This is a genomic window from Kribbella sp. NPDC026596 (assembly GCF_040638415.1).
Lineage (GTDB): Bacteria > Actinomycetota > Actinomycetes > Propionibacteriales > Kribbellaceae > Kribbella.
This window is the reverse complement of the sequence record NZ_JBEZYF010000012.1, coordinates 93,299-112,652: the sequence shown is the minus strand read 5'-3', so window position 1 is coordinate 112,652 and position 19,354 is coordinate 93,299. Positions and strand designations below refer to the sequence as shown.

Genomic DNA, 19,354 nt, shown 5'->3' with positions numbered 1-19,354 from the left:
CAGACCCCGCAGAACTACTTGCCTTCGGTGACGAAGTGCATGGGGTCGCCGAAGCCGAGGTCGGTGATGCCGGCGGTGTAGAAGGCGCCGATGAGTAGAGATCGACGGTGGGCGGCGAACGTCAGTACGTGGGCGACCATCCCGCCGTACGTGAAGACTCGCGGCGGCTCACACGTGGTGTCGACGAAGCTCTCGTCGAAGCGCCCGTCCTCGTTCAACTGATTGACCAAGGCAACGAATCGTGAGCCGGCGAGCGCGTGCCGGTCGCGGAGCTCGGGGATCGGCGTGACCACTTGCCGCCCGCACTCCGGAACCTGGAACGGCCGGTCCTCCACCGATGCCAGCCACATTTCTTCCTGCCAGACCAGCCGATCCAGCAGGTACCGGATCGAGATGTCGTCGTCGATCCCTTCCACCGACAGCTCGATCGGCCGATCCAGCGCGGCCGCGTCCAGCCGGGCGCCGCGCTCGATCATCTCGCCGGTCAACCAGACGTGGTGTTCAACCATCCTGACCAGTACGTCCATCCCTCGCACCTCTCTCCGTGCCGGCAGGCGCAATCCCGCCGGCGGCTGAAAATGAACCCCGCTCGGCGCCGTCAGGAAGAACACCCGCGACGCCTCCCGCCGCCACTCCCGCGGCGACATCCCATAAGCCCTGGCGAACGCCCGCGTGAACGCCTCGTGCGACCCGTACCCGGCCTCCACCGCGACATCCAGTACGGCGACCTGCTCGGCCAGCAACCGGTACGCCGCCCGCTCCAGCAACACCCGCCGCCGGAACGCGAACGGCGACTCCCCCGCCACCGCCCCGATCACCCGATCAAAATGAAACCGCGACAAATGCACCCGGCCGGCCAGCCCGGCCCCATTCACCGTCGCAGCCCCCACCCCGGCCAGCCCCTCAGCCACTACCGCAACAAACTCCTCAAACACATCCGCCATACCCCCACTGTGCCCTCCCCAGCCCCCCCAAACTTGATCGAAATTGCGGAGCTACGAACCGCGTCGGCCCCTGCTGTCTTGTGGAGTACTGTGCAGTGTGTAGTAGTGTGGTCGGTAGAGCACCGGGAGGGCGGTCTGAGGGGTCCGGCCTTCCGGTGCGCGGAGGGAGGACTGATGGACACGAGCCAGTTGCTCAAAGGCGTGCTGGATCTGGCGGTGCTCGCCGTGCTGCGCGACGCCGACGGATACGGGTACGACGTACTCCGGCGACTGCGGGCCGCCGGCCTGGAGGACGTTGCGGACGCGTCGGTGTACGGGACGTTGCGGCGGTTGTTCGCGGCCGGCGCGCTGACGTCGTACGTGCAGCCGAGCGAGGAAGGCCCGCACCGCAAGTACTACGGGCTGAACAAGACCGGCCGGGACTTGCTCGCGCAGTCCACCAAGACCTGGAACCACTTCGCCGACACCATGTCGGTGCTGCTGCTGGAGAAGGAGGCCGCGTGAACAGCACTCTGACCGGAGCGGTCGCGATCTACCTGGCCCAGGTTCGGGCCGAGCTGAGCGACCTGCCGCCGGGCGAGCTGGAGGACGTGCTCGACGACGTCAGCGGTCACCTCACCGAGGTCGCCGCCGAGTTCGAGGGCGAGCCGACCATCACGGCCCTGCAGGAGCGGCTGGGCAGCCCGAAGCAGTATGCCGATGAGCTGCGGACCGCGGCCGGCTATCCGCCCCGCACCCAACCGGTCGGCGCCGCCCACCTCGAGGCCGGCTGGAAGGCCCTCCGCTGGGGCCTGATCGCGGCCACCGTCGGCCCGTTCTTCCTTGCCCTCGGCATCTTCGCCTGGGACGAGAACGCGACCGCGTTCTTCGGACTGCTCGGGATCGCGGTGCTGTTCGTCGCGGCGTACCTCGGCGTACGAGCGTTGCGCGGCCACGACCCGCGGATCGTCCTGGACACCCCGCGCGGCGCCCAAGGCGCGGCCGCCATCCGTGGCTGGGTCGACCAGATCCCGCCGCACGTCCGCGGCGAGCTGGTCAGCATCGGTCAGCCGGTCTGGTGGGTCGCGCGCGGCGTGATCGGCGCCGGTGGGTTCTTCGCGCTGTTCGGCGCCGCCTCGGTCACCGTGGTCGGCTCGGTCGCCGGTGCGGCGGTCTCGATCTGGATCGGCCGCAAGACCCAGAAGGACCGCCGCTGGCTCTGGTACGTCGTACCGCTCAACGTCGTCGCGGCCATCGCGGTCCCGGCTTTCCTCGCGGCGGCGTACGTCGGGACGTCGTTCAACGTGTTCGGCCACTACAACGACTACCGCGGCGGCAACTCGTCGTACAACCCGCCGTCGAACGGGCTGACGCTGAACGGCAACCAGGTCACGAACATCTACCCGTTCGATGCCCAGGGCAAGCAGGTTGACGTCCGCCTGTACGACCAGGATGGCAACCCGATCGGCCTGGAGCTCCAGGACTGCGCGGCGAACTACGGGACCACCACCCGCGACACGACCAGCAACCTGTTCCCGCAGGCCGTGGTCAGCCCGGACGAGAACGGTTACGCGGACCAGGAGAACTGCAAAGACAGCACGAAGGCCCCGTTCGTCCCGCCGCCGGCGCCGGCCACTCGGACGACCCCGACCCCGACACCGACCCCGAGCCAAGGCCCGACCGACAAGCCAACGGCCCCGACCGCGAAGCCGACCCCCGCCGCACCCACGGCACAGCCGTCGACCCCGCGCGCCGGCGTGACCCTCACGGTCGCGCCCACGCGGTAACCGCGGTCTAGTTGGAAGTAAGAGATGGGCCGCGGCGACGACCGCAACCCACGCGGTGAGCGCGGGTCAGAGGTGGGCCGCGGCGACCGCCCGATAGGTGTAGCCGAGGTTCCGGTAGACCGCCATGGCAGCGGGATTGTCTGCGTCAACCATCAGCGCAGCGCTGCCGTGCCGCGAGATCAGCTCGGCCGTGACGAAACCGCAGACCTGCCGGGACAGTCCCTTGCCCCGCGCAACGGGATGAGTGGCAACGCCGGCCAGAAACCCCACCTCCGGCGCACTCCACGCATCCGCCGCGACGCTCAGCAGTTCCCCGCCGTCGCCGGTCACCGCAGCCCACCGTCGTACGCCGCTCCGCCCGGGCCACGCGTACGACGCAGGCGATGCCTCGGTCAAGAGATCCACCACCCCGGCATCGCCCTCAAGCCAGACCGGACCTCCCGCACTCACCAAGTCACCGCCGGAGGCGATCCGAGCAGGCGGCTGAGCCTGCGCCGGCGGTGCCGACCGAGGTTGGTGAGCGGGGGACGTCCGCGTCTCCATCCAGCCGAATGCGGCCGAGAACTCCATCCCCGGCACCCGATCGGCGAGCTCACGCACCAGCTGCTCGTCACCGAACGGACGGAAGCTCGGCCCCACCTCGGCGAACACGCCGATGGCGAGGCGAGCAACGGATTCCGCCGGCCCGGCGACCGCGAGCCGGTCGCGCTTCGAGAGATCCGGTGACGCGACGACCACCGCGTCCCCGTCGTACCAAGCCCGAACGCCTCGGCCGAACCCTTGCCCGGCCCAGACGATCAGCGGGTCGCCTCCACTGGCTCGGTTCAGGTCAGCAATGGTCAGGATCTCGCGCACCCGGCCAGCGTATGTCGCCCACTTCCTGCCGAGGCAGGTAGGTGTGCCCGCCGGTCGACTACACCTCAGACCGTTGGAGGGAGTACGGGACGAGGTGGTGGTAGCCGCGGACCGAGACGCGGCGGAGGCGGCGGAGGCGGTAGTCGGAGTGGCCGTCGAGGGCGGCGGCTAGTTCGCGGTCGACGAGTACGCGGCCGGGTTTGCATTCCGAGGTGAGACGGGCGGCTAGGTTGACGACTTCGCCGTACACGTCGCCGAGCCGGATCAGGATGGTGCCGTAGGAAAGACCGATCCGCAGGTCGGGCAGGTCCTCGGCCGCGGTGACCGCGTCCTGCAGCGCCAGTGCGACCGCGGCGCCCTGGGCCGCGGTGTCGGTGACGAACAGCACCTCGTCGCCGATCGACTTGATCACCCGGCCGCCGTTCAACGCAACGACGTCCGCGGCCATCCCCTCGAACCGCTCGATCAGCTGGCCGAGTTCAGCCTCCGTCAGCCGTCGGGTCAGCCGGGTGAAACTGACGATGTCGGCGAACCCAACCGCCCGTACGCCGCGTGCCAGCTCGTCGGATCCGGCCACCGCCCGCCCGGCGGCCGCGGCCAGGTGCCGCCGCCAGACGTAGGTCTGCAACCGCTCCATCGCCGGCAACAGCTGGCCCGCAACCTCGATCGCCTCGTCCGCCGACAGCTTCGAGCTCGCCAGGAACTCCAGGAACATCGACGACTGCCAGGACGCCAACCGGGATTGGGTCTGCCCGAGCTTACGCGCCAGCGAGGACTCCATCTCCGGATCGATGAAGTCGTCGTCCTCCAGCGCCGCCACCAACCGCAGCGCCTCGACGTCGTCGTCGGTGAACGCAACCTCGTCATCCGGCACCGTCGCGAACCCGAGCGCATGCCACATCCGCTCGGCCCGCGCGATCGAGATCCCCGCCCGCTCCGACACCTGGATCCGGGTGAACTTCCGCTCGCCACCGAGCAACGCGCGCTCGAACTCCCGCTGCAGCGACCCCAGATCCACCTGCCCACCTTCCCGTACGCCGGTCCCGGCAAGAGACTCGAGCGGTGCTCCAGGCGGGTCGTCCTCGCCGTCCGCCGTCTCGCGGGCAGGTGACTGGTGGGTGTGGGGTTCGGGGGGCGCCGGGACCGGGGCGGGTGAGCGTGGGGAGGGCTCGGTCGGGCCGGGCGGCGTGGGGTCAGGAACCACCGCGGCGCTCGGCGATGGTGGCGTCGATGACGTCGCGGAAGGCCGGCAGGCGGCGGGTCAGGTCGTCGAACTTCTCCCGGGTGAAGTGCAGCAACTGCAGCCGGGACTTGGCCGTGACGGTTGCCGTCCGCAACTGGTTCCGGCGGACCCCGACCTCGCCGGCGATGTCACCCGGGCCGAGCTCGGCGATCTCCGTGCCCTTCACCCGGACCGCCGCCGTACCACTGAGGATCAGGTACGCCGCGTCCGGTGCGGTCTGCTCCAGGATCAGCGACCAGCCGGCCGGCACGGAGACCTCCTCGCCGGCCTTGAAGATGTCCCGGATGTCGCGTCCGGACAGATCCGCGAACAGCGGCAGGTCCCGCGGGGATGTCCTACCCAGTGCCACGTCGATCCTCCGAGCCCGCCGGGCCACCCCGGCGATCAGCCGATGTTTCCAGTCAGTAACTCTAACGGCTCGCCGCCGCCAAGGTCACCCGGACCCACGAAACCACCCGCCGCGCAGTCGGGGTGGGCCAAGCTGTTGACCGCGTCACCCTCGGCGGTTAGGGTGCACGGAAATCGATTTCTCGCAGCACCAGCAGCACGAACCACATGATCGGTACGCCGAAAGGACGGTTCGGCAACACCTATGTCGCCGGGGTCCCGGAGCAGCAGGTGCTGCAGAAGAAGGCCTGGCGGTACTGGGACGGCCGGACCTGGTCGCCGCAGGAGTCGGCCGCCGTACCGATCGCGGTCGGCCCGATCAGTGAGGTCTCGGTCCAGTGGAACGCGTACCTGGGCAAGTGGCTGATGATGTACCTCGACGAGCAACGCGCCTCCGTCGTCCTGCGCTCGGCGACGTCGATCACCGGGGGCCGTGGAGCGGCGAACAGGTGGTTGTCCGAGGCACCGACTACCCCGGCCTGTACGGCACCTTCATGCATCCGTGGCCGTCAGCACCCTGGCAACTGAGCGGACGCGGCGGCATCGACCGTACGAACCTCGGTCACTCCGGAGCCAACAACGCGTACGTCCGTGACTCCATCGGCACGCACCAGCTCCAGCAGAACGTTGCCGTGCGCCCCAATCACCGCTACCGCCTGACCGCCTGGATGTTGTACGGCGGCTTCTTCGGCCACGGCCAGGATGTCTGGCTCCTGTTGGATGACATCGCCCTCGAAGAGATCTAGACCTCCGCCGACCGACGCCTGCGGGTACGACGTGGCCCGGTACGAAGTGGCCCGGTGCGGCGGCGTACCGGGCGGCGTGGGCCGACGAGGCGAGGACCGGCGAGGCGGTCTTCGAGGCGGCGGGCCTCGCGGCGGATGGGCTGGGCGACGTACTCGCCGAGGATGATGCCCGAGGCGAGGGCGACGCCGATGGCGACCGCGGTCGTCAGGCTGACGATGCCGACCAGGTTGCCGAGTCCCATCAGCTCGTACAAGCCCTTGTAGATGGTCAGTCCCGGCAGCAGCGGGATCGTCCCCGCCACGACCACCACCAGCGGCGGCACCCCGGACCGCCGGCCCAGCGAGTAGCCGCCGAGACCGACGACGAAGGCCGCCGCCGCGGTCGACCAGGACGGACCGAACGATGCCCGCGTCATCAGCGTGAACACCAGCGAGCCCAGAGCACCCATCACGGCGATCGGCAGCAACGCCCGCAGCGGCGCGTACGACGCGTAGGCGAACGCGACTGCCATCAGCGCACCGGAGCCGACCATGATCGGCAGGTTGGCCAGCTGGATCGTCTGTGCCTCGATCCCGAGGTTGAATCCGAGCTTGAGCCCGATCGCGAGACCGAGGGACACCCCGGCGATGATCCCGCCGGTCAGCAGCATCGCCTCGAGACTGCGGGCCGCCGCGGTCACGTAGTACCCGGTGATCGCGTCCTGGACCGCGCCGGTCAGAGCGATCCCGGCGAGCAGCATGATGATGCCTGCGGCAACGACCAACGACGGTTTCACCGGCGCATGTACGGCGTACAGGACGACAGCAACCGCGGTGGCGACGAACGCGCCGGCCACCTGCTGGTAGAACGTGGGCAGCCGTTGCCGGCTGAACCACCGGCTGTTCAGATCGATCACGATCGCGGTGACGACCGCGACCAACGTGATCAGCCAGCCACCACCGAGCAGCAGCGTGGCGCCACCGGCCATCACACCCCACGCCAGTACGGCGCTCCAGCGCGGGTACGGCGGACCCGCGGAGGTCAGCCGGGCCAGCTCACGGCTCGCCTCGTCCCGGGTCACGTCACCTCGGGCGAACCGCTGTACCAGCTGATCCACGTCGGTCAGCCGGGAGAAGTCCTGCGACCGGTACCGGACCAGGCGGATGTGCGTCTCGGGCGCGACGTCCGGCGCGGCCTGGTACGAGATCGCCATCGAGGTGAAGGTGATGTCGACCTCGCACCCGCGCAACCCACCGGCCGCGGTGACACCGAGGATGGTCGCGGTCGCGTCGGCCGTACCGGCGCCGCTGGACAGCAGCACCTCCCCGACCCGCAGGGCCAGGTCGATGGTCCGGTAGACCTCCCGCTGCTCGTCGGGCTCCATCTACTCGCCGAGTGGTGTCTGATGGTGCCACGCCGTAGCGAGCAGGTGCCGAGTGCCGCGCAGTAGGCGGGGCACCATCAGACATCACCGAGAAGCTTGTTGGCCATGGCGAGGTCGGTGATCAGGATGTTGACCCAGTCGCCGAGCAGCGCGGCCCGGATCGCGGAGAACTTCCGCTCACCGCCCGCCACGCCGATCCGGCGGGGCACCGCCAGCAGCTCCTTCGCGGTCACGCCGATGACTCGCTGGTCGAACGTCGAGCGCACGTGCTTTCCCTCTTCGTCGAAGAACCGGAAACAGACATCCCCGACCGCGCCGAGCCGGCGGAGCTCGTCCTGGTCGGCCTCGGCGACCGCGTTCCCACTGCGCTGCAGCAGCGGAGAGGGCTCGAGGCTACCGATTCCGACCAGTGCGTCGGTGAGCTGTCCCCACGTGCCCAGAACGTCTCGAACGGACACGTCGTTCATCATCGCGCGCCGTACTGCGGGCGTCCCGACCAGCCCCGGCGCGGGCAGGTAGACCGGCATCGCACCGGTCAGCTCGGCGAACCGCGCGGTCAGGCGGGTGGCCTGCATCTGCACCGCCGCGTCCCCCAGCCCGCCGACGATCTGGACCACCTTGTCCACCACCGGCACGCTCTTGCGCGGCATCCGGTCCACCGCGCTGATCAGCGTCTCGCTCCAGGACGAGATCCCGATCACGTGCCCGCCGGTCAGCGTCATGTCGATGTACGCCGCCGCGCCCGAGCCCAGCGCGGGCAGCACCTCGTCGCCGACCCCGAGCGTGTCGACCACGACCGCGTCCCGGAGCCCGTAGCGGCCCTGCAGTTCGTCCTCGAGGTCGCTGTGCACGCCGCTCGGCATGGTCACCACGGTGTGCACGATGCCGACCTCGACCGCCTGCTTGAGCATCCGGGACACGCGCGCCTGGGAGAGGTTCAGCTCGGTCGCGATCCGCGGTTGCCGGATGCCCTTCTCGTGGTACATCCGGGCGACCTTCGCCAGCAGCCGCAGCTCGTCCAGCCCCGGCTGACGCACCGAGCGGTTGCCGTTCGCCACGAGAACCCCCTTCGACAGAACCAAACTGGACTATAGGTCAGGCAAACACAGGTAGACCCGCGGAGCCCCGCCCGGATCGGGGATCACCGCCGACGGCGAGTCGCGCTCGCCGGCGGCGACTACGGAGCCGTCCCGTGGGTCGATGATCGTGTAGTTCAGCGGCACCGTGTCGTCGAAGATCGGCACCACGCCGCCGTGCTCGCGGTAGATGATCAGCAGGCCGTCGGCCCCGGTGAGCGCCCGTCCCGAGATCACCCTGGTCCAGTCCGGTCGCATGTCCGTCGTCGGCAGCCCGGCCAGGATCTTCCCGAGCAGACCGACGTACGTCGAACCCTCGAAGCCGACCGCCTCACGCCAGCCCGCGCCCGGGGCGAGGAAGTAGTCCGAGTGACCGGGCTCGTCGGGATGCAGCCGCCACTGCCACAGGCTGCCGGCACCGTAGACGACGCCCATCGTCCCGCCCGCGCACAGGTTGCTCCACGCCTCGTGCCCCTGCCACCAACCGGCTCCCACGCCGGTCCGGCCGGTGTTCTCGTACGTCGGTTCGCCGTTCGCGATCGCCTTGACCGGCGAGTTCCGCCACATGTCCGCCACTCGCTCCGGCACGTGTTCACCGGAGTGACCGGTCTGGCACCACTGGAAGTCCAGCCAGTCGGCGTCCTGGTGAGCCTGGGCGTGGATGTGTGGCCGGTAGTGGATGCCGGTCGGCTGGCCGTAGCAGTCCACCGCGTGCACCTCGGCGCCACCGGCGGCAACCTGCGGCTCGAGACCCGTCCCGTCCCCGCCGACCAGGTAGATCGCGGGCTGAGCGCCGTACCGGGCGACGAGGTAGCGGCAGTACGCCGCGTACTCCGCAGGCGGTACGACGGTGCCGGCGACGTCGAGGCCCTTCCACCCGAAGCCCTGGAACACGGGCTGGAGGACCGGGACCAGCCCATGCTCGACCAGGATCGCCAGCAGCTCGTCGAGGTACTGGAAGTACTCGACGTTCAGCTCTCGAAGGTGTCCGTCGGCGAGATCCTCGAAGGCCACGTCGAAGCCCTCGTCCTGGGTACGATCGCGCGGACCGACCGCCCGCATATCCGGCTGGACCGTCATCAGCAGGACCGCGTTGAACCCCTTGGCCTGCCGATCGGCGGCGTACTCGCGGACTTGGTCAGGGGTCGCCCGCCAGGGCAGGGCCCACGCGGTGTCGGCGACCAGGATCGCCGGCGTGCCGTCGGCGTGCACCAAGCTGCGGCCGCCGGGCGACATCCGCCAGAAGCCGTGCCGGTAGAACGGGTTGGGTTCGTCCTCAGCGGCCTCGACCCGGAACTCACCACCTGACCACTTCCAGAGACCAGGTTCGGGCGCGGCGAAGCGGACTTTCCAGGTCTCGCCGCCATCGGTGAACGTGGGCCGCCGGAGCCGGAGGCCGCTCTCGTGCTCGAACTCCACCCACTCCTCGGCGGAGGTCAGCGAGAGTTCGATCGGACGCCAGACGACTGAGATGGACATGACACTCCCGGGGGGGGTTCGGACCGATAAACTGACCGCTGAATCTGCAAGACCACACGTGCTCTGGGGTCGGTGAAATTCCGAGCCGGCGGTGACAGTCCGCGACCCGTGCACCCGCGAGGGTGTCCGGTTGACCTGGTGGAACTCCGGGACCGACGGTGAAAGTCCGGATGGGAAGCGCACGTGGCAGTCTTCGCGGTGCCCGAGCGACGCCTGCCGTCGTACGGTCTCGTGGAGCTTGTCGTTGCCCCCGGAGTGCCATTCCATGTCACGCCGAGAGGACAACGACAGTGAGCACCGCGACCACATTGGACACCATCGAGCGTGCTGTCGCCGAGATCGGGCGCGGGCGACCCGTCGTGGTCGTCGACGACGAGGACCGCGAGAACGAGGGCGACCTGACCTTCGCCGCGAGCCTGGCCACCCCCGAACTGATGGCGCTCCTGGTCCGCTACACCAGCGGCTACGTCTGCGCGCCGGCCGCGGCCGACGTCCTCGACCGGCTCGAGCTCCCACTGATGGTCCCGCACAACCAGGACAGCCTGCGGACGGCGTACACCGTCTCGATCGACGCGAGCACCGGTGTCGGCACCGGCATCTCGGCCGCCGACCGGGCCCGGACCGTCCGCGTGCTGGCCGACCCGGCGGCTCAGCCCGCGGACCTGATCCGGCCCGGCCACATCCTCCCGCTGCGCGCGGTCGACGGCGGCGTCCGGCAGCGGCCCGGTCACACCGAGGCCACCGTCGAGCTCGTCCGGCTGGCCGGACTGCCGCCGGTCGGCGTGATCGGCGAGCTGATGAACGACGACGGCACGCTGATGACCGGCTCCGACCTGCGCGTGTTCGCCGATACCCATGACTTCGCGATGGTCTCGATCGCCGACCTGGTCACGTACCTGTCGTGACCAGTCGCCGGGCGGCGTCCGCGATGCCCTCGGGGGAGAGTCCGTACCGGTCCAGCAGGTAGCCGGCCGACCCCGTGGGGGCGAACTCGGGGAACCCGAGGATCGACACCCGGGCCGGATGATGCTGTACGACGGTCTCCGCGACGGCACCGCCGAGCCCGCCACCGGACACCGCCTCCTCGGCGGTCACGATTCCGGCCGTCTCCCGCGCGGCCGCGACCACGGCGTCGGTGTCCAGCGGCTTGACCGTCGGCATCGACAGCACCCGGGCCGAGATCCCCTCGGTGGCGAGCTGCTCGGCCGCGGCGATCGCCCGCCACAGCACGGTCCCGTTGCTGATCAGCGTCACGTCGTCGCCCGCCCGGACCGTGATCGCCTTACCCAGCTGGAACTCGTAGTCGTCGGCGTACACCTTCGGCACGCTCATCCGGCTGACCCGGATGAACACCGGTCCGTCCGAGGCGGCCGCCCACCGCAACGCCGCCGCGGTCTCGATCGGGTCGGCCGGCACGATCACGGTCAGGTTGGCGATGGCGCGGAGCCAGGCGATGTCCTCGACCGAGTGGTGCGTGGGGCCGAGTTCGCCGTACGCGACGCCCGGACTCATGCCGCACAGCTTCACGTTGGTGTTCGAGTAGGCGACATCGGCCTTGATCTGCTCCAGCGCGCGGCCGGTCAGAAAGCAGGACGCGGCCGAGACGAACGGGATCCGGCCGCCGTTGGCCAGCCCGGAGGCGACCCCGACCATGTCCTGCTCGGCGATGCCGACGTTGATCAGCCGGTCCGGGAACGCCTTGCGGAAGCTGTTCAGCTTGCTCGAGCCGACGGAGTCGTTCACGACGCCGACGATCCGGTGGTCCGCGTGCGCGAGCTCGGCCAGGGTCTCGACGTACGCGTCGCGGCAGTCGTACCGCGGCTGGTCGGCGATCGAGGTGTGGACGACGGTCATACCGGTTCCCTCTCATAGCGTGGGCGTCCCCCGGTCTCGAGTTCGGTGAGCGCCTGCTGGAACTCGGCCGCGTCGGGCACCCGGTGGTGCCAGGCGACGTTGTTGCTCATGTACGAGATCGGGTGGCCCTTGTGCGTGTGGGCGATCACGAACGTCGGCTTGCCCGGCCGGAACGGTACGGCGGACAGCACGTCGAGCAGCTCACCGTGGTCGTGTCCGTTCACCTCGACCACCGCGAACCCGAAGGCAGTCGCCTTCTCCGGCAGCGGATCGAGATCGTTGGTCTCCTTGGTGGTCGCGCCCTGCTGCAGCCGGTTCCGATCGACGATCACGGTCAGCCGGTCCAGCTGGTACTGCGAGGCCGCCATCATCGCCTCCCAGTTGCTGCCCTCCTGCAACTCGCCGTCGCCGACCAGTACGTACGTACGGCGCAACGACACGTCGAGCTTGGCCGACAAGGCATGCCCGACCGCGACCGGCAGGCCGTGACCGAGCGGACCCGTGTTGGCCTCGACGCCGGCCACCTTGGTCCGGTTCGGATGCCCGTTCAGCGCGGACAGCGGCTTGAGGAAGGTGGCGAGCTCCTCGACCGGGAGGAAACCGAACGCGGCCAGCGTGGTATAGAGCGCTCCGGCGACATGCCCCTTGCTCAGGATGAACCGATCCCGCTCGGGGTCGTTGACCGTCCCGGGCGAGATGTCGAGCACCGCGCCGTACAAGGTCGCCAGGATGTCGATCGAGGAGAAGTCGCCGCCGATGTGGCCGGCACCGGCGTGGTGGACCAGCTTGAGGTCCTGGATCCGGATCTGCTTGGCCGCCTCGGCGATGTGCGCGACCTGCTCGGAGCGGCCGCTGTGGACCGGCAGCCGCCCGAGCACGGGCATTGTCGTGTGTTCGACGGTCAGACTCATGCCAGCTCCGCCATCGAACTCAGCAGCACCTTCTGTACCAGCCTTTGCGCCGCGAGTGCGTCGTGCGAAGCCTGCGCCGCGGCGAGCGCCTCGTCATCCAGTACGTCGAGCGCGTGGTGGATCGCCTTGAGGAAGCGGATCGCCTGCTTCGCGGCCTCGACACTGTCCTCGCGGAACGGGAACTGGTCCAGCTGCCAGACACCTTCCCAGTTGTTCTTGCGCAGAGTGTGGAAGAACTCGAAGGTCTCGACCAGGTGCACCGAGCCGACGACCATGTCGTCGTCCCAGCCGCGCAGGTTGTCATTCACGTCGATCGCGAACAGCCGGCCGTAGTCGATCGCGAGCTGGGCCGCGTCGGCGGGCGTCTCCTGGCCGTAGAGCGAGTGGCCGAAATCGAGCAGGATGCCCAGGTTGGGCAGGCCGATCTTCTCGATCCCGAGCAGCGTCCGGGCGACGTTCGGGAAGATGATCTTCACCCTCGGCTCGCGCGGCTTGTACTCGATCACGAAGTTGATGTCGGGGTGCGCCGAGACGAGCTCCTTCAGGCCGTCCAGGGCGAGGTTCCAGATGTCGTGGTAGTTCACCTGGAACGGGTAGTCCCAGCCGTCCTGGCCAGGCCACAGCTTCACGTACGAGCAACCCAGGTCCTTTGCCAGTTCGGTTGCCTGGTGCAACAACTCCAGCGCCTGCTTGCGGACGCCCGGATCCGGGTTCGTGAGCGAGCCCTTGACGAAGTCGCGGGTGTAGATCTCCGGGGTGATCGCGATCGCCTTGAGGTTGTTGCGTTTCAGCGCATCCTTGACCTCGTCCAGCGTTCCGTCGTATCCGGCGAACGGCCAGTTCAGGTCGACCACGGAGAGGTCGCCGACGGCACCCGCCCGGTCGATCTGCTCGAGCAACCCGACCGGCGGCCCGTAGCCGTCGGTGGCATAGCGGTCCTTGTAGGTCGCGAAGTGCCAGATACCCGCGCCGAAGACCGGCATGTCAGTCATCGTCATCTCCTTCATATGTGGGTCAGCCCTTGGTGGCGCCGGCGGTGAGTCCGCCGACGATCCAGCGCTGGAGCAAGGTGTACGCGATCAGGATCGGCACCACGGCGATCAGGATGCCCGCCGCGAGACCGGTGTTGTTGTTGGCGAACTGGCCCTGGAAGTTGAGCAGCCCGACCGGGATCGTCTTGTGCGCGTCGGAGTTCAGCAGGATCAGCGCGAACAGGAACTCGTTCCAGGTCGCGACCGCGTCCAGGATCGCCACCGTCACCAGGGCCGGCGTGGACAACGGCAGCACGATGGTGAAGAAGATCCGCCAGTCGCCGGCGCCGTCGACCCGGGCCGCCTCGAAGATCTCGTCCGGGATCTGCCGGAAGAACGACTGCAGCACCAGCACCTCGAACGGGATGCCGAAGGCCAGGTACGGCCCGAGCAGCCCGAACAGGCTGTCGGTCGCGCCGGCCGAGCGCATCATGATGAAGACCGGCACGATCGTGATGTAGATCGGGATGGTCAGCCCGAGGAACACCGAGAACATCACCGTCCGGCGGAACTTCATCCGCAGCTTGGCCAGCGCGAACCCGAGCATCGCCGCGAGCAGTACCCCGAGCGGCACCTTCATCACCGCGAGCAACAGGCTGTTGCGGTACGTCGTCGCGAAGTTCCCGATGTCCCAGGCGTCACTGAAGTTCGACCAGGTGAAGGCGTCCGGCCAGGACAGCGGCCCATTGCTGATGAAGTCGGACAGCGGCCGGACCGCGGTGATCACCAGCAACGCCAGCGGCGAGACCCAGAAGATCGCCACCGCCGCCAGCACGAGCGTCATCACCAGCCCACGCCGCCCCTTGGGCTTCCCTCCGGCGGGGTGCGCTTCAACCGTGTCGACCGGGACTTCCACGCGAGCAGGAGCTATCGAGGTCATGGGGCCTCCCGGCCTGGACTGAGGAGCGGAGGGAGCGAAGCGACTGGAGCGACGAGGGAAGGCCGGGAGACCAAGCCCCATGACCACGCCGGCGCCGAAGGCCCGGCCAAAAGCACAGTCATGAGGCCTCCCTCGTCTGCGAGCGTACGTACGGGATGCCGACGGCGACCGCGACCAGCGTGATCACGACCGCGATCGCGGTTCCGTAGCCGGCTTGGTAGTACTGGAAGACGTTGAAGTACATCCACGTCCCCATCACCTGCGTCGACGTGCCGGGTCCGCCGTACGTCATCGCGTAGATCATGTCGAAGACCTTGAACGAGTCGATCAGCGACAGCGCCAGCACGATGTAGTGCGCGGGCCGCAGGCTCGGCATCGTGACGTGCCAGAACTGCTGCCACTTGGTCGTGCCATCGACGGTCGCGGCCTCATACAGCTCCTGCGGGATGCCTTGCAGTGCGGCCAGGTAAAGCAGCATCGGGAAACCGGTCCGCAACCAGATGGCCGGCACCATGACCGCCCACAACGCGGTCGAGTCCTGCCCGAGCCACGGCTGCGCCAGTCCGTCGAGGCCGATCAGGCGCAGGAACGAGTTGATCGCGCCGTACTGCGGGTTGTAGAGCCAGCCCCAGATCGAGGCGATCGACACCAACGGCAGCACCGCCGGGGTGTAGAACACCAGCCGCAGGATCGGCTTGCCGTGCACCTTGCCGTTCAGTGCGATCGCGAGCGCCAGGCCGATGATGGTCGGCACCGCGATCGTCACCACGGTCCAGATCAGGTTGTTCCGGACCGCGGTGACGACGACCGGGTCACTCGGCATCTTGAAGTAGTTCTCCAGCCCGACGAACTTGTACGTCGCGCTCAGGCCGTCCCAGTTGGTCAGACTGAACCACAGTGATGACAACGCCGGGTACACCAGGAACGCGACGTACACCACCAGGGCGGGCAGTGCGAACAACCACGGCGACCATCTGCCACCACGTTTGCCCTTGGTTACTTGGGGTTTGGAGAGCGCGACGGTCGCCATGAGTCAGCTCTTCGCCCAGGCGGAGACGATCTCCTGCATCTTCTTCGCCGCGGCCTCCGGCGTCACCGAGCCCTGCAGCAGGTCGCTCTGCACGCTGAAGTACTGGTCGGCCTGCTTCTTCGGGAACGCCTGGTCCTGGATCGTGTAGAACGGGTTGCCGCCGTACTTCTGCGACCACTCCGCCGACAGCGGCAGTGCCTTCGGGTCCGGCTCGGCGCCCTTGACCGTCGACGCGCTGACCTGCAACGCCTTCTGTGTCGCGGGCTGCACGATGAAGTCGATCAGCGCCGCGGACTTGTCGGGGTTCCCGCTCTTGGCATTGATCATGTAGCCCTCGACGAATCCCGAGTGGCGTGCCGGGCTCTGGTCGGTCGGCAGCTCGAAGTTGCCGAACGCGGCCGGGCTCTTCTTCGCCGACAGGATCGCGGCCGCCTCGGTCCACGGTCCGGTGATCGTGTACGCCGTCTTGCCCTGGACGTAGGCGGGTTCGATGTCGGCCGGGTCGAGGCCCAGCGCGCCCTGCGGCAGCCACTTCTTGTCCTGCCACTTCTTGAACAGCGCGAACGCCTCGACCACCTCGGGCCGGTCCCAGCTCTCGGCGCCGGTCAGCAGCTTGTCGTGCAGGTCCGGTCCCGCGGTGTGCTCGAGCAGGTACTCGAACAGCCGCATGATGTCCCAGCCGTACTTCCCACCGAGACCGGCCGGTGTCACACCGACCGCGACGAGCTTGTCGTTGATCGCCTCCAGCTCGGCGTACGTCGTGGGCGGACCGCTCACGCCGGCCTTGGCGAACAGGGACTTGTTGTACCAGGCACCGATCCCGAGGGAGACGAACGGCACCCCGGACTTCACGCCGTCGAACGTCATCCCGGAGATCGCCGCGGTGTTGATCTTCGAGTCCCAGCCGTACTTGGAGTAGTACGGCGACAGGTCGAGCGACTGCTTGGCCTTCGCGAACGGGCTGCCGATCTGACCACCCCAGATCCGCCAGACGTCGGGGCCCTTGCCGCCGAGCAGTTCCGTGCGCAGCTTGTCCGGGTACACAGCCGCACCCGAACCGGGCAGGCTGTCGACGGTGGTCGTCGTACCGTTCTGCTCGTCGAACTTCTTGATCTGGGCCTTCAGCAACCCGATGGTCTCGTCACCCTCGTAGGTGAACAGGCGCAGGTTGTTCGAGGCCGCGGCGGTGTCGCCACCGCTGGTGGACGCACCCCCACCGGTGCACGCGGACAGACCGACGCCGACCGCGGCGGCGGACGTGAGACCGAGGAAGCCTCGACGGGTGAAGGTGTTCATCACTGACTCCTTTGACGGGCAAAGCGGCGGATCTTGGCGAACATGTCCTCGAGCAGGAACCGGACGTCGACCTGCTCGACCACACTGATGGGGTTGTTGGTGCCGGGCAGGTACCAGCCGTCGACGCCGAAGCGCGGGGCCGGACGGACGCGCAGGTTCCCGCTGTTCGGGTAGAGCATCAGCGCGATCGCCGGCGAATCGCCGAGGGACCGGGACTCGATCGGCTCCCCGTGCCAGGTCGCGTTCCACTCGTGCAGCTGCTCGATCAGGTACTTGCCGAGGGGACCGGCGTCGCCGATCTTCTCGTCCAGCTCGGCGTAGGAGACCGACACCTTCGTGTAGACGTCGCTCGGCACCTGCCAGACGGTGATTCCGGAGCCGAACACCACGTTCGCGGCGTGGATGTCGTTCGACAGGTTGAACTCGATCCCCGGGTACGACGTGTGCCCGTAGTACCGGCGGCCGCCGATCCAGATCACGATCACGTCCCGGTGCACGATCTCCGGGTCGAGCAGGATCGCACTCGCCATGTCGGTCAAGGGCCCGAGGAACGACACGAACAGCGGGTCGTCCTTCGAGGCCAGCTTGGACTCCTCGATGATCAGCTGCGCACCGGGCGAGTCGAGCGGGGTCTGCTCGTCCGCGATACCGGTCGGCGCGCCGTTCGCGACCGGGACCTGGCCGGTCAGGTCCATCAGGTCCAGCAGCAGGTCGATCTCCTCGCGGGACTCCGCCATGCTCCGGTCCGACCGGCGGGTGCCGAAGTGCGCCGCGATCAGGCCGCGGATGTCGAAGGTGGGCGACAACAGCCCGTGCACGATCGCGAACTGATCGTCCGCCTCGTTCTTGGCATCGGTGTTGATGATGACCCGCCGTCTACTCGGCTTCACCCTGACGACCTCCTTGATCTCCTCCCCACTCCGCCGCCGAAGGCGGGTAGGGTCTGGTCTGGTTTGCTTCGTTGAATAGATATTCGCTAGTGCATAACCTGTCGCCATGAGTGTCACCACGACGCTAGAGTCCCGTCAAGAGCTCGGTTGAAAGTTCATCGGGAAGGGGACGGCGATGGCCGGAGCCGCTGTGCTGGCGATCGACCAGGGCACGACCAACTCGAAGGCCGTCCTGGTCGCGTCCGATGGCAGCGTTCTGGCCACGGGTTCGGCACCGGTCGGACTGTCCACACCGCAGCCAGGCTGGGTCGAGCAGGATGCCGAGGATCTGTGGCAGAGCGTGCTGCAGGCGATCTCGTCCTGCCTCGCCTCCGCGGAACCCGTCGAGCTCGTGGGGATCGGATTGTCGACCCAGCGCGAGTCTGTCGTGGGGTGGAGCCGCCGGGGCGAGGCCGTCGGTCCGGTGATCGGCTGGCAGGACGCGCGTACGACGTCATGGTGTTCGGACCTGCCTCCCGAGGTGGACTCCCTGGTCCGGTCCCGCACCGGCCTGCGCGTGGACGCGATGTTCTCGGCGCCCAAGTTGCATTGGCTCCTCGAGCACGCGAAACCCGACCACGTAGGTACCGTCGACTCCTGGCTGATCCATCGACTGACTGGTTGCCAAGAGCATCTAACTGATGCGGGGAACGCGTCACGCACCTTGCTGTACGACGTTGTCGACCTCGACTGGTCCACCTCGTTGCTGGCGGCATTCGACGTACCGCGATCGGTTCTGCCGGAGGTGCGACCGTCGAACGGTGGGTTCGGGGTGACGTCCGGAGTGCCCGGGCTGGCCGACGGGATCCCGATTGTCGCCGTACTCGCGGATTCGCATGCGGCGATGTACGGGCAGGGGTGCACGCAGGCCGGGATGGTCAAGGCGACGTACGGGACCGGGTCGTCGGTGATGACGCCCGTCGACGAGTTCGTGGCGGACGGATGCACGCTGGCGTGGCTGACGGACAAGCCGCTCTACGCACTCGAAGGAAACATCGTGTCGTCGGGTGCCGCGCTGGCATGGACAGCCGGGATGCTCGGTCTACCGGACGTCGGCGCGCTGATGGAGCTGGCGGCGAGCGTGCCGTCTGCGGAGGGCGTCGTACTCGTGCCGGCGTTCGCGGGTCTCGGAGCACCGCACTGGGACCGCAATGCCCGGGCCGCACTGACCGGGATGAACAGCTCCACCACCCGCGCCCACCTCGCCCGCGCCACCGTCGACGCCGTCGCCCACCAGATCTGCGACATCACCGACACCATCCCCGGCGGCCTGACCAGCCTCCGCGCCGACGGCGGCGCAACCGTCGCCGACCTCCTCATGCAAACCCAGGCCGACCTCCTCGGCCACCCCGTCGAGGCCGCCAACATCCCCGAAATCTCCGCCCTGGGCACCGCCGAACTCACCTGGACCACCCTCGGCCACCCCACCGCCTGGTCAACCACCCGCACCTACCGCACCTTCACCCCCACCCCCGCCCCCGACGCCCGCGCCCACCGCCGAGCCGAGTGGGCCACCGCAGTCAACTCAGTCCGCTCTCACTGATCCCCGGACCACCCCACCCC

General features: G+C 68.5%; 20 protein-coding genes and 1 riboswitch. Of the genes, 6 read left to right on the top strand and 14 right to left on the bottom strand.

The annotated features are described in order from the left end of the window. Nucleotides 1-14 precede the first annotated feature (14 nt). Complete coding sequence (locus AB0E63_RS12770) at nucleotides 15-944, bottom strand: AraC family transcriptional regulator (RefSeq protein ID WP_360364781.1); 930 nt, start codon at nucleotides 942-944, stop codon at nucleotides 15-17. A 174-nt stretch (nucleotides 945-1,118) separates the two neighbouring features. Here AB0E63_RS12770 and AB0E63_RS12765 point away from each other — a divergent pair, with 174 nt between their 5' ends. Both AB0E63_RS12765 and AB0E63_RS12760 read left to right on the top strand, forming a co-directional pair. Continuing rightward, nucleotides 1,119-1,448, top strand: a complete 330-nt coding sequence (locus AB0E63_RS12765) for a PadR family transcriptional regulator (protein WP_130445805.1) — start codon at nucleotides 1,119-1,121, stop codon at nucleotides 1,446-1,448. Then, a complete protein-coding gene (locus AB0E63_RS12760; protein WP_360364779.1) occupies nucleotides 1,445-2,710 on the top strand; it encodes a hypothetical protein in 1,266 nt (421 codons plus the stop codon). Before AB0E63_RS12765 ends, AB0E63_RS12760 begins: the two co-directional genes overlap by 4 nt. Nucleotides 2,711-2,776: 66 nt before the next feature. Here the strand turns inward: AB0E63_RS12760 and AB0E63_RS12755 are convergent, their stop codons facing one another. The 3 genes from AB0E63_RS12755 to AB0E63_RS12745 all read right to left on the bottom strand — a co-directional run bounded on the left by AB0E63_RS12755 (nucleotide 2,777) and on the right by AB0E63_RS12745 (nucleotide 5,157). Further along, nucleotides 2,777-3,565 (bottom strand): GNAT family N-acetyltransferase, encoded by a 789-nt coding sequence (locus AB0E63_RS12755; RefSeq protein WP_360364777.1) that lies wholly within the window; start codon nucleotides 3,563-3,565, stop codon nucleotides 2,777-2,779. A gap of 58 nt (nucleotides 3,566-3,623) precedes the next feature. After that, nucleotides 3,624-4,583 (bottom strand): adenylate/guanylate cyclase domain-containing protein, encoded by a 960-nt coding sequence (locus AB0E63_RS12750; protein WP_360364775.1) that lies wholly within the window; start codon nucleotides 4,581-4,583, stop codon nucleotides 3,624-3,626. Nucleotides 4,584-4,758: 175 nt separating this feature from the next. After that, complete coding sequence (locus AB0E63_RS12745) at nucleotides 4,759-5,157, bottom strand: cyclic nucleotide-binding domain-containing protein (protein WP_360364773.1); 399 nt, start codon at nucleotides 5,155-5,157, stop codon at nucleotides 4,759-4,761. A 206-nt stretch (nucleotides 5,158-5,363) separates the two neighbouring features. Here AB0E63_RS12745 and AB0E63_RS12740 point away from each other — a divergent pair, with 206 nt between their 5' ends. Together AB0E63_RS12740 and AB0E63_RS12735 are read left to right on the top strand one after the other, a co-directional pair. Further along, a complete protein-coding gene (locus AB0E63_RS12740; RefSeq protein ID WP_360364771.1) occupies nucleotides 5,364-5,723 on the top strand; it encodes a DUF4185 domain-containing protein in 360 nt (119 codons plus the stop codon). Next, complete coding sequence (locus AB0E63_RS12735; RefSeq protein WP_360364769.1) at nucleotides 5,690-5,941, top strand: hypothetical protein; 252 nt, start codon at nucleotides 5,690-5,692, stop codon at nucleotides 5,939-5,941. The genes AB0E63_RS12740 and AB0E63_RS12735 overlap by 34 nt, the downstream gene beginning before the upstream one ends. Here AB0E63_RS12735 and AB0E63_RS12730 read toward each other — a convergent pair. The 3 genes from AB0E63_RS12730 to AB0E63_RS12720 form a co-directional block, all read right to left on the bottom strand. Beyond that, nucleotides 5,938-7,305 (bottom strand): threonine/serine exporter family protein, encoded by a 1,368-nt coding sequence (locus AB0E63_RS12730; RefSeq protein WP_360364767.1) that lies wholly within the window; start codon nucleotides 7,303-7,305, stop codon nucleotides 5,938-5,940. The two genes, AB0E63_RS12735 and AB0E63_RS12730, sit on opposite strands and share 4 nt — an antisense overlap. 77 nt (nucleotides 7,306-7,382) lie before the next feature. Then, on the bottom strand, nucleotides 7,383-8,363 hold the full coding sequence (locus AB0E63_RS12725) for a sugar-binding transcriptional regulator (protein ID WP_360364765.1): 981 nt from the start codon (nucleotides 8,361-8,363) through the stop codon (nucleotides 7,383-7,385). A gap of 30 nt (nucleotides 8,364-8,393) precedes the next feature. Then, nucleotides 8,394-9,860, bottom strand: coding sequence for a DUF4038 domain-containing protein (locus AB0E63_RS12720; RefSeq protein WP_360364763.1), 1,467 nt, complete (start codon nucleotides 9,858-9,860; stop codon nucleotides 8,394-8,396). Nucleotides 9,861-9,914: 54 nt separating this feature from the next. After that, nucleotides 9,915-10,047, top strand: a riboswitch (FMN riboswitch). A 103-nt stretch (nucleotides 10,048-10,150) separates the two neighbouring features. On the opposite strand from AB0E63_RS12720, the gene ribB reads away from it, so the two are divergent. After that, nucleotides 10,151-10,765, top strand: a complete 615-nt coding sequence (ribB, locus tag AB0E63_RS12715; protein ID WP_360364761.1) for a 3,4-dihydroxy-2-butanone-4-phosphate synthase — start codon at nucleotides 10,151-10,153, stop codon at nucleotides 10,763-10,765. Here ribB and AB0E63_RS12710 read toward each other — a convergent pair. The 7 genes from AB0E63_RS12710 to AB0E63_RS12680 all read right to left on the bottom strand — a co-directional run bounded on the left by AB0E63_RS12710 (nucleotide 10,749) and on the right by AB0E63_RS12680 (nucleotide 17,752). Beyond that, nucleotides 10,749-11,714 carry a transketolase C-terminal domain-containing protein gene (locus AB0E63_RS12710; RefSeq protein WP_360364759.1) on the bottom strand — a complete coding sequence of 322 codons (966 nt, stop codon included), beginning with the start codon at nucleotides 11,712-11,714 and terminating at the stop codon, nucleotides 10,749-10,751. The genes ribB and AB0E63_RS12710 overlap by 17 nt on opposite strands. Then, a complete protein-coding gene (locus tag AB0E63_RS12705) occupies nucleotides 11,711-12,625 on the bottom strand; it encodes a transketolase (RefSeq protein WP_360364757.1) in 915 nt (304 codons plus the stop codon). Before AB0E63_RS12705 ends, AB0E63_RS12710 begins: the two co-directional genes overlap by 4 nt. Next, the gene (locus tag AB0E63_RS12700; protein ID WP_360364755.1) at nucleotides 12,622-13,617 is read right to left on the bottom strand and encodes a sugar phosphate isomerase/epimerase family protein; all 996 of its coding nucleotides are present in this window, start codon (nucleotides 13,615-13,617) and stop codon (nucleotides 12,622-12,624) included. Before AB0E63_RS12700 ends, AB0E63_RS12705 begins: the two co-directional genes overlap by 4 nt. 22 nt (nucleotides 13,618-13,639) lie before the next feature. After that, nucleotides 13,640-14,536 carry a carbohydrate ABC transporter permease gene (locus AB0E63_RS12695; RefSeq protein ID WP_360364753.1) on the bottom strand — a complete coding sequence of 299 codons (897 nt, stop codon included), beginning with the start codon at nucleotides 14,534-14,536 and terminating at the stop codon, nucleotides 13,640-13,642. A gap of 118 nt (nucleotides 14,537-14,654) precedes the next feature. Further along, nucleotides 14,655-15,566, bottom strand: coding sequence for a sugar ABC transporter permease (locus AB0E63_RS12690; protein WP_360364751.1), 912 nt, complete (start codon nucleotides 15,564-15,566; stop codon nucleotides 14,655-14,657). A 3-nt stretch (nucleotides 15,567-15,569) separates the two neighbouring features. Then, nucleotides 15,570-16,862 carry an extracellular solute-binding protein gene (locus tag AB0E63_RS12685; RefSeq protein WP_360364750.1) on the bottom strand — a complete coding sequence of 431 codons (1,293 nt, stop codon included), beginning with the start codon at nucleotides 16,860-16,862 and terminating at the stop codon, nucleotides 15,570-15,572. Next, complete coding sequence (locus AB0E63_RS12680; protein ID WP_360364749.1) at nucleotides 16,862-17,752, bottom strand: nucleoside hydrolase; 891 nt, start codon at nucleotides 17,750-17,752, stop codon at nucleotides 16,862-16,864. The genes AB0E63_RS12685 and AB0E63_RS12680 overlap by 1 nt, the downstream gene beginning before the upstream one ends. 175 nt (nucleotides 17,753-17,927) lie before the next feature. Between AB0E63_RS12680 and AB0E63_RS12675 the strand changes: the two genes are divergently transcribed. Then, nucleotides 17,928-19,334, top strand: a complete 1,407-nt coding sequence (locus tag AB0E63_RS12675) for an FGGY family carbohydrate kinase (RefSeq protein WP_360364747.1) — start codon at nucleotides 17,928-17,930, stop codon at nucleotides 19,332-19,334. Nucleotides 19,335-19,354: the final 20 nt, after the last annotated feature.

Coding starts and splice junctions, on each gene's coding strand:
- AB0E63_RS12770 (WP_360364781.1), bottom strand. CDS start 944: ATGGCGGATGTGTTTGAGGAGTTTGTTGCGGTAGTGGCTGAGGGGCTG.
- AB0E63_RS12765 (WP_130445805.1), top strand. CDS start 1,119: ATGGACACGAGCCAGTTGCTCAAAGGCGTGCTGGATCTGGCGGTGCTC.
- AB0E63_RS12740 (WP_360364771.1), top strand. CDS start 5,364: ATGATCGGTACGCCGAAAGGACGGTTCGGCAACACCTATGTCGCCGGG.
- AB0E63_RS12735 (WP_360364769.1), top strand. CDS start 5,690: ATGCATCCGTGGCCGTCAGCACCCTGGCAACTGAGCGGACGCGGCGGC.
- AB0E63_RS12730 (WP_360364767.1), bottom strand. CDS start 7,305: ATGGAGCCCGACGAGCAGCGGGAGGTCTACCGGACCATCGACCTGGCC.
- AB0E63_RS12720 (WP_360364763.1), bottom strand. CDS start 9,860: ATGTCCATCTCAGTCGTCTGGCGTCCGATCGAACTCTCGCTGACCTCC.
- AB0E63_RS12710 (WP_360364759.1), bottom strand. CDS start 11,714: ATGACCGTCGTCCACACCTCGATCGCCGACCAGCCGCGGTACGACTGC.
- AB0E63_RS12705 (WP_360364757.1), bottom strand. CDS start 12,625: ATGAGTCTGACCGTCGAACACACGACAATGCCCGTGCTCGGGCGGCTG.
- AB0E63_RS12700 (WP_360364755.1), bottom strand. CDS start 13,617: ATGACTGACATGCCGGTCTTCGGCGCGGGTATCTGGCACTTCGCGACC.
- AB0E63_RS12695 (WP_360364753.1), bottom strand. CDS start 14,536: ATGACCTCGATAGCTCCTGCTCGCGTGGAAGTCCCGGTCGACACGGTT.
- AB0E63_RS12690 (WP_360364751.1), bottom strand. CDS start 15,566: ATGGCGACCGTCGCGCTCTCCAAACCCCAAGTAACCAAGGGCAAACGT.
- AB0E63_RS12685 (WP_360364750.1), bottom strand. CDS start 16,862: ATGAACACCTTCACCCGTCGAGGCTTCCTCGGTCTCACGTCCGCCGCC.
- AB0E63_RS12675 (WP_360364747.1), top strand. CDS start 17,928: ATGGCCGGAGCCGCTGTGCTGGCGATCGACCAGGGCACGACCAACTCG.